We start from the raw sequence: 14,823 nt of genomic DNA on the forward strand, positions 1-14,823 counted from the left end.
AGCAAAGAATTGGTAAAGTTGGCTGCTAGAAAAATCATTGACTCGGACTACCTAAGATAAAAAGGCTGAGGAGGGTTCCGCTATTCCAGAGGCTGTGGAGAAGCATGGGAGCGAGGAGGTTGCGCGATCGCGTATAAACAACACCGAGTACAATGCCCAAAGAGAACAGGGGGAGAACTTCTGCCAAGCTAAGGTGAGCAGCCGCAAATAAAAAACTACTGATGAGGATCGATCCCCACACGGGGAGGTAACGGGTAAGAGAGGGTAACAAGAAACCGCGAAAGAGAATTTCTTCAAAGAAGGGAGCCGCGATCGCCGCCGTCGAGAAAAATATACTCAGTGCGACAGAATCTTGACTTTCAAGCACCAGTTGCAACAGGGGATTGCTCCCGCCTTGTCCTTTCCACAATTGTTGGTTCACCAAAGATACAATAACTACTACAGGCAATGCTACGCAGTAACCACCCAATCCCCAAAAAAACCATTTATCCTTAAACCGGAAGCGAAACCAGCCATCAGGTAGAGGCAAAAATCGGTTGATAGCTAAATACAGTACAGACAAAGCCCCTAAGGCGACGAACAAGTAACTTACAAAAACAGATAGTGCTTGAATTCGCACGCTAGAGACGAGGGTTTTGATAGGGAGAACCGATTTTACTAAAGGTACTAGGAATGCTTTGATTGCTACAGGTACGAGGAATTGTCCCGTGAAGAAAAAACCAACAACAAAGACTACCAAAATCGTTTCTGCATCCCAAGGCGTTGACCAAGTAACATCTGCATTTTGAGCAAGTATTGCAGTTTTTCCCTTGAAGAAACGTTCTGCGAGCAAAAAGAGCAGTAAACCTACTCCAATAAGAGCAGCAATGACCGGGACAGTACCTATCAGTGATAATCTCAACATCGCTGTTTCAGCAACTTCCTGTTGAGAGGCTTTTAAACTTGTGAGAGCATCTTGCCGTTGCTGGAGTTGATAGAGTTTTTCCAACGCAATATATTTAAACCAGCCATCTAAATTAGCTTGAATCAGAGCTTCAGAATCAGGCAAAAGACGGGGGGGATCGCTCCACAGCCCCGACATCACTGCTGCAACCCTACCAAATTCAGAATTACTTCCCAAACTTTGCTGCATTTCATCCCACGTTTTCACAGCAGCATCAGTTTTTCCTTGCTGTGCTTGTAAGATTCCCAATCGCAAATCTAATTCAGGAATTAATTTTTGCACTTGATTCAGTGACTGCTGCAACAGTTGCTGCTGTTCGGAAGCGGGGTTAGTTGCAGGAGGTTGCGATTGAGATTGAGAGGTTGCAGGAGCCGTTGCTGGTTGGGATTGGAGTTGTGCTAGTTGAGTTTTAATTTTTTCTAAATTACTTTGAGCCGATTCCCTTGCTTCTTGATACTGCTGTGCTGCTGCATCCAGAGGTTTAGCACCCAGGATGGCATCTTGCAAGGACTTCACACTTGCGGGATCGCTATCCGATGCTTCCAAAGAGACGGCTTGTAGTGCAAGATTGGTTTGGTAAAGTTCCAAGCGACTTTGAAACTGAGGTTGCTGCCAACTCGATAATAAGGACTGACCGGCAGTTAAGATTGTCACTAGAGTCAGAACTATTAAAATAAACCGCCCTGCGGTTCTTACAAACTTTGAACTTGACTGCTCGTGACTCATTTTTCCTCCCATAACTAACCAGTGCAGGGTCCATCGTCTCACCCCTTAAGAATTATCGCAAGAAAATGCGTTGAGTGGTTAGTAGTTGGTGGTCGAGAGTTTTATAATTTGGTATAAATAGCTACTATTGATAACTAAATAAAGCGCAAATAACAATCACTAGTGGTCTGTCCCAAAAGTTTTGACTGGTGAACGTTTTTATCTCGTTCCCAGGCGGAGCCTGGGAACACAGTCGGCGAGGCTCTGCCTCGCGCTCCACTGGAGGCTGAGCCTCCAGTAAGGCATTCCCAGGCGGAGCCTGGGAACTAGGTGTGCGGAGTTGTGACAGCCTAGCAAAATTAATGGGACAGACCACTAGTTCGTAATTTATGATGTATGCGCTCCTAGCGCAACTGCGAACGGAATTCTAGAAATTTTATATTTTCTTATACCAATTCTTTAATGAGGTTGCGCCAAATTTCTTTAGTTTTTTCTTTGTGTCCTTTGCGCCCTTCGCGGTTCGTTATATAATTCGGCGCATCTTTATACGGATTTGGTGTTATTTTATATATTTGTGTTTTTTCTCGTCGGTTGACTTATAAGACTCTTATTTGATAAGACCTCAAGCCAAAACTTTAAATCTAAAATAGAATGCGTTATCTTCGGAAATTTTCGGTACTATTTATTGCTAGTCTTCTTGCGGTTGCAATTTTTGGAGTTATCGGTCCCGGTAATCTAATATTCTCTGCAAATTCCAGCCTTGCAATTAAAAATAGTTTTGCCCGATCGCCAACCTTTAATTTTTATAATGTTCTCACCTCAAGTGGAGCCGATCCGTGGGTGTACAAACACACAGACGGATATTATTACATGACCTACTTAACAAATCAAAATATCACCATTTTTCGGTCTTTGACACTTTCAGGTATTGTTGGAGGAGAAAGAAAAACAGTCTGGACACCACCTAAGTCAGGTTCAAATAGTCAAAATATATGGGCACCAGAATTACATTTTCTAGATGGTAAGTGGTACATATATTACACGGCAGATGATGGTAATACTCTAAACCATAGAATGTTTGTGCTTGAAAATGCTAGCCCCGATCCATTTCGCGGAAATTTTGTGGATCGAGGCAAAATATTTGACAAAAAAAACGATAAGTGGGCAATTGATGGTACTGTCTTAACTGTCAGTGGGAAAAGATACTTTATTTGGTCTGGATGGGAAGGTGATAATAACGTACAACAGAACTTGTATATTGCACCGATGAGCAATCCGACAACACTCGGTAGTTCTCGAGTTAAGATTTCAAGCCCAACTTATCCATGGGAAAGTTTTGGTAGCCCGCCCACGGTGAATGAGGGACCGCAAGTTATTATTAAAGACAAAACTATTAATCTCATTTACTCTGCAAGTGTAGGTTGGACAAATAATTATGCGTTGGGTTTATTAACAGCAAAAGTTGGTAGTAACCTCTTGTCTCCATCGGCTTGGCGTAAATATAAAGAACCGGTGTTTCAAAGTGGGAATGGCGTGGTTAGTCCGGGACACTCCAGCTTTGTAAAATCTCCAAATAACAAAGAGGACTGGATTGTTTACCATGCAGCCAATTTTTTAAGCGCTGGATGGAACCGACATATCAGAACTCAAAGATTTGGATGGAACCGCGATGGTACTCCTAACTTCGGTTCTCCAGCACCTGTTAATGCTCCTATTAGTTTACCAAGTGGAGAACCCCAACACGATCGCTACCAAGCCGAAGATGCTCTTTTTACTGGTGCTGCCAAAATAATATCCAATCCAAACGCATCAAACGGAGCAAAGGTTGGTTACATTGATAACCCACAAAGCAATGTAGAGTTTCGCGTTCGGGTAAACAAACGGGGAACATATAATATGTCAGTTAGATTTGGGAATGGCACTGAAGGTGGCAAGGAAGCAAGTCACAAATTATACATAAATGGTAAGGAGCTTCCAGCATTAAGATATGTGTGGACGGGATGGGACAACTGGTTAAATTCTGTTATTAGAGTACAATTAAATACTGGTGTTAACCAAATTCGCTTTAGCAAAGGCGAAAATTTCGCGGAAATTGATTCTATTGATATATTTCCTCTTCGCTGAGTTTGGCGATCGCATTTATAGCAATCCGAACAAGCGGATAAGGAAAACACTTTCACTACAAAGCAGAATCAAAAATTTGCTGGGCTGTTAGATTGAGTTGAGGGAAACTAGGAGATATAATTGCAGTGTTTCCCCTAAACAAATTCATTTGATATTCCCCATTCAGCAATCGGCATACAAAAATAGCAGGTTCTTTGGGGTTACCAATAAAATTGCGTCCTCCGAATGCAGCATAATCGGCAATCCAAAACTCAGGAATACCCATTTCTTCATAATCGGCAAACTTTTTATAGTAGTCATCTCGCCAGTTAGTGGAAACAACTTCAACAACTAAAGGAATAGATGCAGGTTGAGAAACAGTAGATTCGTTCTCCCATAACGGTTCGTTTGAAAGATTTTCGCGATTTATTAATAAAATATCTGGTGAGTAGGCTGATTCTTGGTTTGGTGGTTTAACTAATGCAGTTTTGGGAATGTGATAGGGAAGGTTGAGGCGATCGAACTCTACAGTTATTTTACGTGCTAAGAACCCAACAACATTTTCATGCTTCCCGGTTGGTTGAGCCAGCTCGACAATTGCTCCATTGTGCAGTTCGTAGCGTCCACCTTCAGGACGCCATGCTGTAAATTCTTCAAAAGTAACTGGTTTGGGTGAGACTGGCGCAGTAGTCATAAATTCTTTTGATGATATGAGTTTCGCTCAATCATTGGCGATCGCATTCATAGGAAATTGCATACAAACCAGCATAGCCTGCGCGTGCAGGCTTCGGTTGCATATTTTAAAATTTATTGCGTGGGGCATTATAAACCCCTAAAATTTAACTTTCAAAACTGCCAAAGAATTCTAAAGTTTCCTTTAATGCTTTCACAAAAATGTCAATTTCTTCACGAGTATTGTAGAAAGATAAACTGGCTCTTGCAGTTGCTGCAATCCCTAAGTGACGGTGTAATGGTTGAGTACAATGATGTCCGGAACGAATAGCAATACCTTCTTGATCTAACAATGTAGATATATCATTAGCATGGACATCTTTTGCCGTGAAAGCAGAAAGTGCGGCTCTCCCCAAACCTGCGACTTTGGGCAATGGACCAAACAGACGAATTCCGGGAATTTGGACTAGCTTTTCAAAAAGATAACCAGTCAATTCAGATTCATAAGCATAGATTTTATCCATGCCAATATTGCTCAGGTAATCCACTGCTGCACCTAGAGCGATTGTTTCCGCGATCGCAGGTGTACCCGCTTCAAATTTATGAGGTAAATCGGCGTAGGTAGAACGATCTAAAAACACTTCAGAAATCATTTCCCCACCACCAAAAAAGGGAGGCATTTGCCGCAGCAGTTCTAACTTGCCATACAAAAAGCCAATTCCAGTTGGAGCACACATTTTATGACCGGAAGCGACCAACCAATCACAGTCAAATTGCCGGACATCGATTGGCATGTGGGGGACACTTTGGCAAGCATCAATTAAAACTTTGGCTCCATATTCATGGGCGATCGCGCAAATGTCTTTTACAGGATTAATACAACCCAAAGTATTAGAAACATGCACCACTGATACCAATTTTGTTTTGTCAGAAATCAGTGTTTTAAACTGTTCCAAATCAAAACTTTCCTCGGCTGAGAGTTCCACAAACTTCAGCACAGCACCCGTTTTTTGTGCTACAAAATGCCAAGGAACCAAATTACTGTGGTGTTCTATAACTGAGAGAATAATTTCATCTCCCTGTTGCAAATTATTCATTCCCCAACTGTAAGCAACTAAGTTAATAGCCTCAGTTGCATTACGGGTAAAAACAATTTCCTGACGCGATGCTGCATTTACAAATGCAGCCACTTTATCTCTGGCTGCTTCATAAGCTTCAGTCGCTTTAGCACTGAGAGTATGGACGCCACGATGCACGTTAGAATTGTACTGTTCGTAATAATCTCGCAAAGTATTCAGTACGAGCAAAGGTTTTTGTGACGTAGCAGCATTATCGAAATAAATTAAAGGTTTCCCGTTGACTTCCTGATGGAGTATTGGGAAGTCAGAACGGACTCGATCGGCAAGAGTTTTTTCTTGGGTATAAGTCATGGATTTTGAATGGTTGGTTGTTGGTTGTTGGTTAAAAATGACTAGCTACTAGCTACTAACCACTAACCTTTTGCATAAGGGATTGTCTGACGGAAGGAACAGGTATTTGATTGATGGCTTCAGTTGCAAAGGCGTTAACTAATAAGTTGCGAGCATCATTCGCATCAATACCGCGACTTTGCAGATAGAAGATTTCATCATCCTCTAACTGGCTAACGGTAGCACCGTGGGCGCATTTGACGTTATCAGCTGTAATCTCTAATTGAGGCTTAGTATCAATTCTGGCTTTAGAGGATAGTAACAAATTTTGGTTTAACTGGGCCGCATCTGTCAATTGTGCGGGTTTTGGCACAAAAATTTTACCGTTAAACACTCCATGAGCGCGATCGCTCAGAATACACTTATGCAATTGTTTGCTAGTACCGTGAGGATAATTGAGCGCTATTGCACTGTGAGTATCCGCTAACTGTTGTCCCCCAATTATCGTCAATCCATTGAGGACAGTTTCTGTCTGCTCCCCAGTTTGCAAAATCTCTAGATTGTGACGTGAAAGCTTTCCACCAAAAGTTACGGCGTGACAGCTATACCAACTGTAACGAGCTTGAGAAACAGCAGTTTTCCCAATATGAATAGCCTCTGCATTTTCCATCTCAAGCCGAGTATGATTCACCCGAGCATTTTCCCCGACCCAAATTTCCGTAACCGCATTAGTAAAATATACGCTCTCTTCCTCTGTGCTCTCCGCGTCTGTGTGGTTCGCATACTCTTCCACTAACGTCACGCTACTACCAGTCTCCGCCACAACCAAGCAACGCGGAAGAGAAATTCCAGACTGCTCGCCAGTAGCAAGAAATACCAAATGAATTGGGGTCTCGACCACCACATTTTTTGATACCCAAACGACTGCGACATCAACCATTCCACTCGTATTGAGAGCAGTAAACAGTTCGTGTGCGCCTTCAGTTTGAGCTAAATATTTCTGTACCTCTTGAGTGTACGTAGCAGATAAATCGGCTAAATTGCTAACGACAACTCCATCTGGTAAAAGAGAAACTGAGGACAACTCAGATGAATAAACACCATCAACAAACACCAACCGACTTGTAGCTGCTTCTGGTAGCGATCGTAAAGATGAGCCAACAGACGCGCTACCCTTCGTCCCCACATGAAATTGAATTTTCCGCAAAAAAGATAAATCGGCGAAGCGCCATTCTTCATCACGAGTTGTAGGCAAAACGGATTGACGAACCCATAAAACGGCGCGTTCCCGTAATTCCTGCAACCAGGATAGGCGATCGCGAGGTGTTTCAACACCACCCACAATTTGATTCAACAAATCTATCAAATAAGCATCTCTATCCAACACGGTAGATGCCAAATCGATGGAATGGGAATTAGGAACTGGACTTGGAGAAACAAGGATACTCATTATACAGTCACCTCAACTCCATTTTCTTCCAACACCCAATCATAACCGCGAGATTCTAATTCCAACGCCAGTTCTTTACCGCCACTGGTAATAATCTGTCCTCGTGCCATCACATGAACGTAGTCTGGTACGATGTAATTCAGCAACCTTTGGTAGTGAGTAATCATAATTGTCGCGTTCTCAGCGCTTGTCAATTGATTAACTCCATTCGCCACAATTTTCAGCGCATCAATATCCAAACCCGAATCTGTTTCATCCAGAATTGCCAACTTTGGTTCTAAAAGCGCCATTTGTAGAATCTCATTACGCTTCTTCTCACCACCAGAAAACCCTTCATTCACGCTCCGGTTGAGAAAAGCAGAATTCATCTTGACCACTTCTAGCTTTTGCTCTACCAAGTCATCAAAGTCAAAAGCATCCAATTCCTCCAAACCCCGTGCTTTCTGACGGGAATTGTAAGCCACCCGTAAGAAATCCAAATTACTCACGCCAGGAATTTCTAAAGGATACTGAAATGCTAAAAATATTCCAGAACGGGCGCGTTCTTCTGGCTCCATCTCCAACAAGTTTTGTCCCTGGAAAATAATTTCCCCGCCCGTTACCTCATAAGCAGGATGTCCAGCTAAAACTTTAGAAAAAGTACTCTTACCAGAACCATTCGGTCCCATAATCGCATGCACTTCACCCAACCGAACTTCAAGGTTTACACCCTTGAGAATTGGTGTCCCATCAACATTTGCTGTCAAATCTTTCACTGACAGCACGACTTCACTATTCTCAATAATCATGATGTGTGTCTTTTTCCTCTCTATTTCGCTCTACCTCGTTCCCAGGCTCAGCCTGGGAATGTCATACGAGAGGCTCCGCCTCCAATGTATCGTGAGGCTGAGCCCCACAGTACGTGTTACCAGGCTGAGCCCTGTTACGAGAATTACCCAAACCTGCCTCACAGTACGTGTTACCAGGCTGAGCCTGGTAACGAGAAATCCATGACATTACCCAACGCTTCCTTCCAACTTCAAACTCAACAACTTATCAGCTTCTACAGCAAATTCCATGGGTAGCTGATTGAATACGTCTTTACAGAAGCCACTCACCATCATGGAAATTGCATCTTCTGTAGAGATACCGCGTTGTGCAAAGTAGAAGAGTTGATCTTCCCCAATCTTAGAAGTAGAAGCTTCATGCTCTACCTTGGCAGCATTATTCTGCACTTGGATGTAAGGGAAAGTATTAGCATGAGCATTATCCCCAATCAACATGGAGTCGCACTGAGAATAATTTCTCGCTCCTTCCGCTTTGGGATTGATTTTTACCAGACCGCGATAGCTGTTACTGGAATTACCAGCAGAAATTCCTTTAGAAATAATAGTGCTGCGGGTGTTCTTACCAACATGAATCATTTTGGTACCAGTATCAGCTTGCTGCATATTATTTGTCAGCGCTACTGAATAAAACTCACCTACGGAGTTATCACCCACCAACACGCAACTGGGATATTTCCAGGTAATTGCAGAACCAGTTTCTACCTGAGTCCAAGAAATTTTAGAATTCACGCCCTGGCACAAACCGCGCTTGGTGACAAAATTGTAAATACCACCCTTGCCATTTGCATCGCCAGCGTACCAGTTTTGAACGGTTGAGTATTTGATTTCAGCGTTGTCTAAAGCAACGAGTTCGACTACAGCAGCGTGCAATTGGTTGCTGTCGTACATTGGCGCAGTACAACCTTCAAGGTAGGAAACATAGCTTCCCTCTTCTGCAACAATCAGAGTTCGCTCGAATTGCCCGGTTTCACCGTTGTTAATCCGGAAGTAAGTAGACAGTTCCATGGGACATTTCACTCCCTTGGGAATGTAAACGAAGGAACCATCACTAAATACGGCTGAATTTAGGGCTGCAAAGTAATTATCTGCTACCGGGACAACGCTACCCAAGTACTTTTGTACGAGTTCTGGGTGTTCTTGCAATGCTTCTGAAATGGAGCAGAATATAACACCATCTTTAGCCAGCTTTTCTTTGAATGTTGTCGCTACGGAAACACTATCGAAAATTGCATCAACCGCAACATTTGCCAATCGCTTCTGCTCTGATAGGGGGATGCCTAACTTCTCAAAGGTTTCCAATAAAGTTGGATCGACTTCCTCCAAGCTGTTTAGCTTTTGTTTCTTTTGTTTGGGTGCGGAATAGTAGATAATGTTCTGATAGTCTATTGCAGGATACTTGACACTCGGCCAAGCTGGTTCAACCATTTTTTGCCACTGACGGAAAGCCTTAAGGCGAAAGTCCAACATAAACTCCGGCTCGTTCTTCTTCGCGGAAATTAAACGGACAATATCCTCGTTCAGTCCACGCGGAATTGTGTCGGCTTCAATGTCAGTAACAAAGCCGTACTTATATGGCTGGTTGACTAAGGTTTTGACAGTGGCGCTCATTGGCTGTTACTCTTGTGTTCTCTTTCTTAATCTCTTTAAGGATGGAAGACGGAATCTTTAACCGGGCTTCCTTTTCAAGCTAGCCGAGGTGTGACTCGACTGCTATCATAATAAGTATAAGGACTAAAACAACATTCGTGTTGTTTAACATATCTTTATTTTACGCTAGATTAGCCATAATTTAGCTTTGTCACGATAAATTTTTGGGGCGACGATGGCGACTATCCACCAGTCCTCAACCAAGCAAGATATTCTGGAATATCTTTTAAAACACTCACAAGCTACGGCTTTCGATCTGGCTGACGCTCTAGACGTTAGCCCGCAAGCAATTCGCCGTCATATTAAAGATTTGGAAGCAGAACAACTTATATCTCTCGTGTCATCCGTACAGGGGGGAATGGGACGTCCGCAACATATCTATCAACTGACTCGTCAGGGAAAAGAACGGTTAAACACAAAAGTCAGCGAAGGTCTCGGCGATAGCTATGGTAAGTTTGCCGTTTCCCTACTGGATACATTAGCGGAAACGGTAGGACGAGACGAAGTCACCTCAATTCTACGAAAACAATGGGAACGCAAAGCCCACGATTATCGAGAGCGTCTTGGGAATGCTCCTCTATCTGAAAGAGTTGCAACTTTGGTAGAACTGAGAAAAGCTGAAGGTTACATGGCTGAATGTCATCCAGTACCATCAGGTAACTCATTAGATGATAATAAGTTCATTCTCACCGAGCACAATTGCGCTATTTCCAACGTTGCAGAGTCTTTTCCCAGTGTTTGCGGTCATGAATTAGAAATGTTTGCTGCTGTATTGCCAGATTGTACTGTAGAAAGAACTCACTGGATTATTAATGGCGAACACCGTTGTGGATATTTAGTCCAAGCGAGAAAATAAGTGCTTTTATGAGAGCGGTTTCCTTTGTGAATGAGAAGCTCGTTATTAAGCATAGGTCATAAAAAATGGGTATTTGGTAATTGGTATTACCAAGTCAAGTCAGTCATACCATTTTGGATTTTAGATTTTGGATGGGTAGATTGGGAAAGTTTCGCTTGGACTTAATTGTACCCAATTATCTATCAGATTCTTTTTTCAAACTGGTGTATGGTTATTGTGATAATTGTAAATTTTTGAATGATTTATTTATGAACTTACCACCCCAATCGCCGCCACAATTTTTAACATTAGAAGAATCAGCAAAGGTTGATGCTGCTTTACTGTCCTCACCAGAAAAGTTCTTAACTAGAATAACTATTTCATCCCTCAGGCTATTGAATCACATAGCTCAAGAGTATAACGTGACTGTTGAGGATTTAACCGCACAACAAGTCATTGCTTGGTTTGAGAAAGATAGCAAGATTCGTCGAGAACAAGGAGTGGATGCTGCATATTTGAAGTGGTAAGAAGGGTGAGTCGTTAGTAGTTAGTAGTTTTTCTGCGATCGCTAGCTCTTATAAAACAACAAAAAGTCCGCCTGCGCGGACTTTGTTCGTATAGCCTTAGACTTCCAGTCTAAAGGCACGATATAACTACCCATTAAGCGTAATTATTATTATTACGCGGACTGCGGGTTCCTGCTGCGGCTCCAACCATTGAGGCGAGTAAACCTAACAAGGACCCAAAGACAAACCACCACAGACCTTTACGGAAATTGCTTGCAATTTCAGCAGCTTGTTGAGCACTTACATTGGGAGTATTTTGGGGTATATTGACACCACCTTGCTGCACTTGGTTTACAACTTCTCCAGCGTTAGAAGCAGCAACACCAAAAGCACCCGATACTCCACTTGCTAACAACCAAGAACTTAACGCCAGAGTCGTTGCCCACAGAATGGCACCATTGAGAAGAGCTGTATTGCGATTCATGGGACCGCAAGCACGAGCCATGACCCAACCACCAGTAAATAATGAAATCAACAAAGCAATAGTTGACCAAATTCCCACATTACCTGCAACATTGGGTGCAAGAGATCTCGGTGCGCCCGACCCCTCAATTGTTCCTGCTCCAATAGCTGCAAACATCGAACTTAATATTAATTGAGTTGCTAATGCAATCAACAGACCGGAAATGATAGGACCCCAACGAACGCGATCGTGGTAATCGGTAATTCGACCTACCACAGCAGGTTCGTTAATAACCTCGTCACCTACTCGATTTGTGTATGACATACTCTATTTTCCCCTTACCACTCCAGTAAAGTTTTTACTTCAAAATAGTCAAATAGTTACTAGAATTAAATTGCTTTTTTGGATTTTTAATATCTACCACTGGAAATACTTGCCTTGTCTATCTTTGGTCATAATATTTTTGGAAATTTAAGCTTTTTTTTAAGAAATATTAACTGAAAAGTTTTGAATAACTTGGAATGAGAATGACTGCTTTTCCCAAGCTAACCAACAGCTTCTATTTTTAGAATCATCGAACTCCTATTTGAATTTTGGCATATAGCACTTCCAGCCCTTTTGTGAAAAATTTTAAGTATTGTTAGGCAGGTATTCCCAAGCAAATAAGGGTTTTGGTAAGCAGCCCGCCCAACTATATTTCTCCATATAAGACTGTATGTGGCATCGCCTATAGGACTTGTTAGTTAATTCTATTTTTAGAGGATTTCTAAACTTTTTTCAAATATATCATATTTGTTATCTATAGTTTATTTTCAAAAACTTTTTTTTAAAACTTTTTGTTTGGTTATTCAATAACTTTCTTGTTAACTTTTGGTTGTTACAGCAATCCTAAATCATTTGTAAAATTTCTCTTTTCTTCTCCTGACAAAGACGCTACGCGATGCTGTAAGCTATGCCCGCTAGGGCTATACGTGCTCTTTGCGACGCCCGGAGCTATCTCCTGTGGAGACGCTGTTTTGAACAACAGGGAAACCCCACAATGCAATAGCTCGTCTTTGTGATTCATAATTTTATAAATCAAATAGGAGTGCTATAGTATGCAATACCCATAGCAGAGCCTGTCGGAATTACAAACACCTCTTCCTTGTCTTCCTTGTTCGGACTCAAATAGGATTGTTATACTAGCGAAAATTCTAAAATTTTGGATAAAAACGGTGAAGAATGAACAGTTTGTGATGAAAAATAAATAGTAAATTAGTGAGCAAGTGGTAGTTAGCAGTTCTATTAACAACCACTCACTACTCACCACTAGCGCAATTTCACAGCTGTCCCCGTTGCTGTAATAAGTATGAGAACACCTGATTGGTCAACATTGATAGTACCAGTATCAATTTCGATACCAATAACAGCATCCGCACCCAAACGCCTTGCTCTTAGGGATAATTCTTCGATCGCTTTTTGTTGACCCTGCTCAAATAGGCGTTCGTAACTTCCAGTGCGTCCACCAATAATGTCTCGGATACTCGCAAAGAAATCGCGCAGGAAATTGCTTCCGTAGACCACTTCTGCAGTCACAATGCCCAAATATGAATCAACGATAGATCCCTGAATGACATCAGTTGTACTCAAAATCATAAATCGAACCTCAATCGCATTAATTGGAATAGCACGGGTTTTTATTCTATTTGATATGCTAACGTTCTCCTCTACCTAATTATTTAATCGGTATAGAGAGAGCGATAAAGGTAGCTTTTTCATTAACGCATCTACATATATATTTGAGTCTATCCAAAGCCATGCATCCATGATTGACATTAGAAAAACTTCCTGAGGGGGCAAAAAGCTTGTGAAATAAATGAATTGAGGTACACAACTTATAGGAAAATAGTTTTTGCCCGTTCATGTGGTTAATATCAACGGGTAGTAATGCTGAAGCTTTGATTGAGTTACGTCAGCCCCTTTACCATGACATGAGTGCTAGTTAATCTTTTTTTGTTAGTCCAAAGAACTTGTATGAAATCAAACAATGCTTGTAACGTACTTTTACAGAGTTCTGAAAAATCTTCATAATTCTTGTATAAAAGTCAATACAAGGTGTTTGCAAAACAAGATATTTTTGTTTTAATGGACAAGCAATCAAGAAAACTTTGAAAAAGTTGCAAAAAATATCAGGAAAATTACTGTGTACAAGCCAACATCTTTTATAGTAAGTATTTTCATTATTAGCAGTATTGCAGCAACAATACCATCAGTAGCCCGCGCTCAAAGCATTTTGCCCCAACAAAGTTCTCAGGAGTTAAAGGAACTTCTAGATGAAGGGCGACGACTTGTAGATACAGGGGATTATAATAACGCGATCGCAGTTTATCAAAGAGCCACAAATCTAGAGCCAAAAAATGCCACCATATATGCCGGTATTGGCTACTTATACGCCCAGCAAGGCAATTTTCCCGCAGCTTTAACGGCGTATCGACGTGCTGTATCACTCAATCCTAACAATAGCGATTACCAATATGCTTTAGCTTACGTAAGTGGTAATTTGGGAGATAACAAAACAGCCAAAGAAGCCTACAGACGTGCCATACAAAGCAATCGGAATAACGCTAATGCGTACATAGGTTTATCAACAGTTCTCTTGCGTTTGGGAGAGTACGTAAATGCTAAATGGGCATACGAACAAGCGGTCAGTCTAGATCCCAAAAATCCTCAAGTTTATGAGTTGCGAGGTAATATACTGATGAAGCAAGGAAAATCGAAAGAAGCGATCGCAGTTTTCAAACAAGCTCGAGAACTATACGAACGCCAAGGTAAGTCAGAAAGCGTGGTCAGACTCGAAGCCGTACTCCGTAATTTAGGAGTTTAATCGGCGCACAATCCTTGAGTTACCAGTTATCAGTTACACAACAACTTCATCTTATTCTTATTTACTATTATTATTTACTGGTTACTGGTGAGCCCAGCACTGTAGGGGAGTTTCTGCCATAGTAAGGACATGGGAGATGGAAAGATTCTGGTTACCGGAAACCATTCCCCAGATTCATCGTCTCACAAAGAAAGGTATTCCCCGTGCCTGCAAGCGATCGCTTAGAGCAGACGCTTAGAGCAGACCTTGTACCTAACACAATCAAAGGCAATCACTCACAAACTTAGTGTTGGAAAATAATCCTTTTGTCTTAATGCCCAATGTCCCCATAAATTGAAGCTATACTGCAAAAAACGAATTCCCTTGACCCAGGACAAGGGGTCAAGGGTATATCACTTTG

General features: G+C 41.8%; 13 protein-coding genes. 4 read left to right on the top strand and 9 right to left on the bottom strand.

Translation table 11 applies throughout. From position 1 onward, the window contains the following. Positions 1–34: 34 nt before the first annotated feature. Complete coding sequence (locus HC643_RS25840; protein ID WP_050046863.1) at positions 35–1,669, bottom strand: CPBP family intramembrane glutamic endopeptidase; 1,635 nt, start codon at positions 1,667–1,669, stop codon at positions 35–37. A gap of 630 nt (positions 1,670–2,299) precedes the next feature. Here HC643_RS25840 and HC643_RS25845 point away from each other — a divergent pair. Continuing rightward, entirely contained in the window at positions 2,300–3,772 is a 1,473-nt protein-coding gene (locus HC643_RS25845) for a family 43 glycosylhydrolase (RefSeq protein WP_082051913.1), read from the top strand. Between the two features lie 55 nt (positions 3,773–3,827). Here HC643_RS25845 and HC643_RS25850 read toward each other — a convergent pair whose 3' ends face one another. The 5 genes from HC643_RS25850 to sufB all read right to left on the bottom strand — a co-directional run bounded on the left by HC643_RS25850 (position 3,828) and on the right by sufB (position 9,717). Then, a complete protein-coding gene (locus HC643_RS25850) occupies positions 3,828–4,445 on the bottom strand; it encodes a Uma2 family endonuclease (protein ID WP_038081916.1) in 618 nt (205 codons plus the stop codon). Between the two features lie 145 nt (positions 4,446–4,590). Further along, positions 4,591–5,853: a cysteine desulfurase gene (locus HC643_RS25855; RefSeq protein WP_038081914.1), complete on the bottom strand. Its 1,263-nt coding sequence runs from the start codon at positions 5,851–5,853 to the stop codon at positions 4,591–4,593. 55 nt (positions 5,854–5,908) lie between these two features. Next, a complete protein-coding gene (gene sufD, locus HC643_RS25860; protein WP_038081912.1) occupies positions 5,909–7,282 on the bottom strand; it encodes a Fe-S cluster assembly protein SufD in 1,374 nt (457 codons plus the stop codon). Beyond that, on the bottom strand, positions 7,282–8,070 hold the full coding sequence (gene sufC, locus HC643_RS25865) for a Fe-S cluster assembly ATPase SufC (protein WP_038081910.1): 789 nt from the start codon (positions 8,068–8,070) through the stop codon (positions 7,282–7,284). Before sufC ends, sufD begins: the two co-directional genes overlap by 1 nt. 207 nt (positions 8,071–8,277) lie before the next feature. After that, complete coding sequence (gene sufB, locus HC643_RS25870; protein ID WP_038081908.1) at positions 8,278–9,717, bottom strand: Fe-S cluster assembly protein SufB; 1,440 nt, start codon at positions 9,715–9,717, stop codon at positions 8,278–8,280. 214 nt (positions 9,718–9,931) lie between these two features. Between sufB and sufR the strand changes: the two genes are divergently transcribed. Together sufR and HC643_RS25880 are read left to right on the top strand one after the other, a co-directional pair. Continuing rightward, entirely contained in the window at positions 9,932–10,612 is a 681-nt protein-coding gene (gene sufR / locus HC643_RS25875) for an iron-sulfur cluster biosynthesis transcriptional regulator SufR (RefSeq protein WP_038081905.1), read from the top strand. Positions 10,613–10,860: 248 nt separating this feature from the next. Beyond that, a complete protein-coding gene (locus HC643_RS25880; RefSeq protein WP_038081932.1) occupies positions 10,861–11,118 on the top strand; it encodes a hypothetical protein in 258 nt (85 codons plus the stop codon). 133 nt (positions 11,119–11,251) lie between these two features. Here the strand turns inward: HC643_RS25880 and HC643_RS25885 are convergent, their stop codons facing one another. The 3 genes from HC643_RS25885 to HC643_RS25895 all read right to left on the bottom strand — a co-directional run bounded on the left by HC643_RS25885 (position 11,252) and on the right by HC643_RS25895 (position 13,195). Beyond that, positions 11,252–11,884, bottom strand: a complete 633-nt coding sequence (locus HC643_RS25885; RefSeq protein WP_038081903.1) for a hypothetical protein — start codon at positions 11,882–11,884, stop codon at positions 11,252–11,254. Positions 11,885–12,437: 553 nt separating this feature from the next. Beyond that, positions 12,438–12,626, bottom strand: a complete 189-nt coding sequence (locus HC643_RS25890; protein ID WP_167844754.1) for a hypothetical protein — start codon at positions 12,624–12,626, stop codon at positions 12,438–12,440. A 242-nt stretch (positions 12,627–12,868) separates the two neighbouring features. Continuing rightward, complete coding sequence (locus HC643_RS25895; protein WP_038081901.1) at positions 12,869–13,195, bottom strand: YbjQ family protein; 327 nt, start codon at positions 13,193–13,195, stop codon at positions 12,869–12,871. Between the two features lie 547 nt (positions 13,196–13,742). Here HC643_RS25895 and HC643_RS25900 point away from each other — a divergent pair. Next, positions 13,743–14,423: a tetratricopeptide repeat protein gene (locus HC643_RS25900; protein ID WP_050046861.1), complete on the top strand. Its 681-nt coding sequence runs from the start codon at positions 13,743–13,745 to the stop codon at positions 14,421–14,423. Positions 14,424–14,823: the final 400 nt, after the last annotated feature.

The sequence above is a fragment of the Tolypothrix bouteillei VB521301 genome (assembly GCF_000760695.4).
In the GTDB taxonomy this organism is placed as follows: domain Bacteria; phylum Cyanobacteriota; class Cyanobacteriia; order Cyanobacteriales; family Nostocaceae; genus Scytonema; species Scytonema bouteillei_A.

Bases quoted from the DNA above. Each gene is read 5' to 3' on its own strand.
- HC643_RS25880 (WP_038081932.1), top strand. From the start codon at position 10,861: ATGAACTTACCACCCCAATCGCCGCCACAATTTTTAACATTAGAAGAA.
- sufB (WP_038081908.1), bottom strand. From the start codon at position 9,717: ATGAGCGCCACTGTCAAAACCTTAGTCAACCAGCCATATAAGTACGGC.
- HC643_RS25885 (WP_038081903.1), bottom strand. From the start codon at position 11,884: ATGTCATACACAAATCGAGTAGGTGACGAGGTTATTAACGAACCTGCT.
- HC643_RS25840 (WP_050046863.1), bottom strand. From the start codon at position 1,669: ATGAGTCACGAGCAGTCAAGTTCAAAGTTTGTAAGAACCGCAGGGCGG.
- HC643_RS25895 (WP_038081901.1), bottom strand. From the start codon at position 13,195: ATGATTTTGAGTACAACTGATGTCATTCAGGGATCTATCGTTGATTCA.
- sufD (WP_038081912.1), bottom strand. From the start codon at position 7,282: ATGAGTATCCTTGTTTCTCCAAGTCCAGTTCCTAATTCCCATTCCATC.
- HC643_RS25845 (WP_082051913.1), top strand. From the start codon at position 2,300: ATGCGTTATCTTCGGAAATTTTCGGTACTATTTATTGCTAGTCTTCTT.
- sufR (WP_038081905.1), top strand. From the start codon at position 9,932: ATGGCGACTATCCACCAGTCCTCAACCAAGCAAGATATTCTGGAATAT.
- HC643_RS25855 (WP_038081914.1), bottom strand. From the start codon at position 5,853: ATGACTTATACCCAAGAAAAAACTCTTGCCGATCGAGTCCGTTCTGAC.
- sufC (WP_038081910.1), bottom strand. From the start codon at position 8,070: ATGATTATTGAGAATAGTGAAGTCGTGCTGTCAGTGAAAGATTTGACA.
- HC643_RS25850 (WP_038081916.1), bottom strand. From the start codon at position 4,445: ATGACTACTGCGCCAGTCTCACCCAAACCAGTTACTTTTGAAGAATTT.
- HC643_RS25890 (WP_167844754.1), bottom strand. From the start codon at position 12,626: ATGAATCACAAAGACGAGCTATTGCATTGTGGGGTTTCCCTGTTGTTC.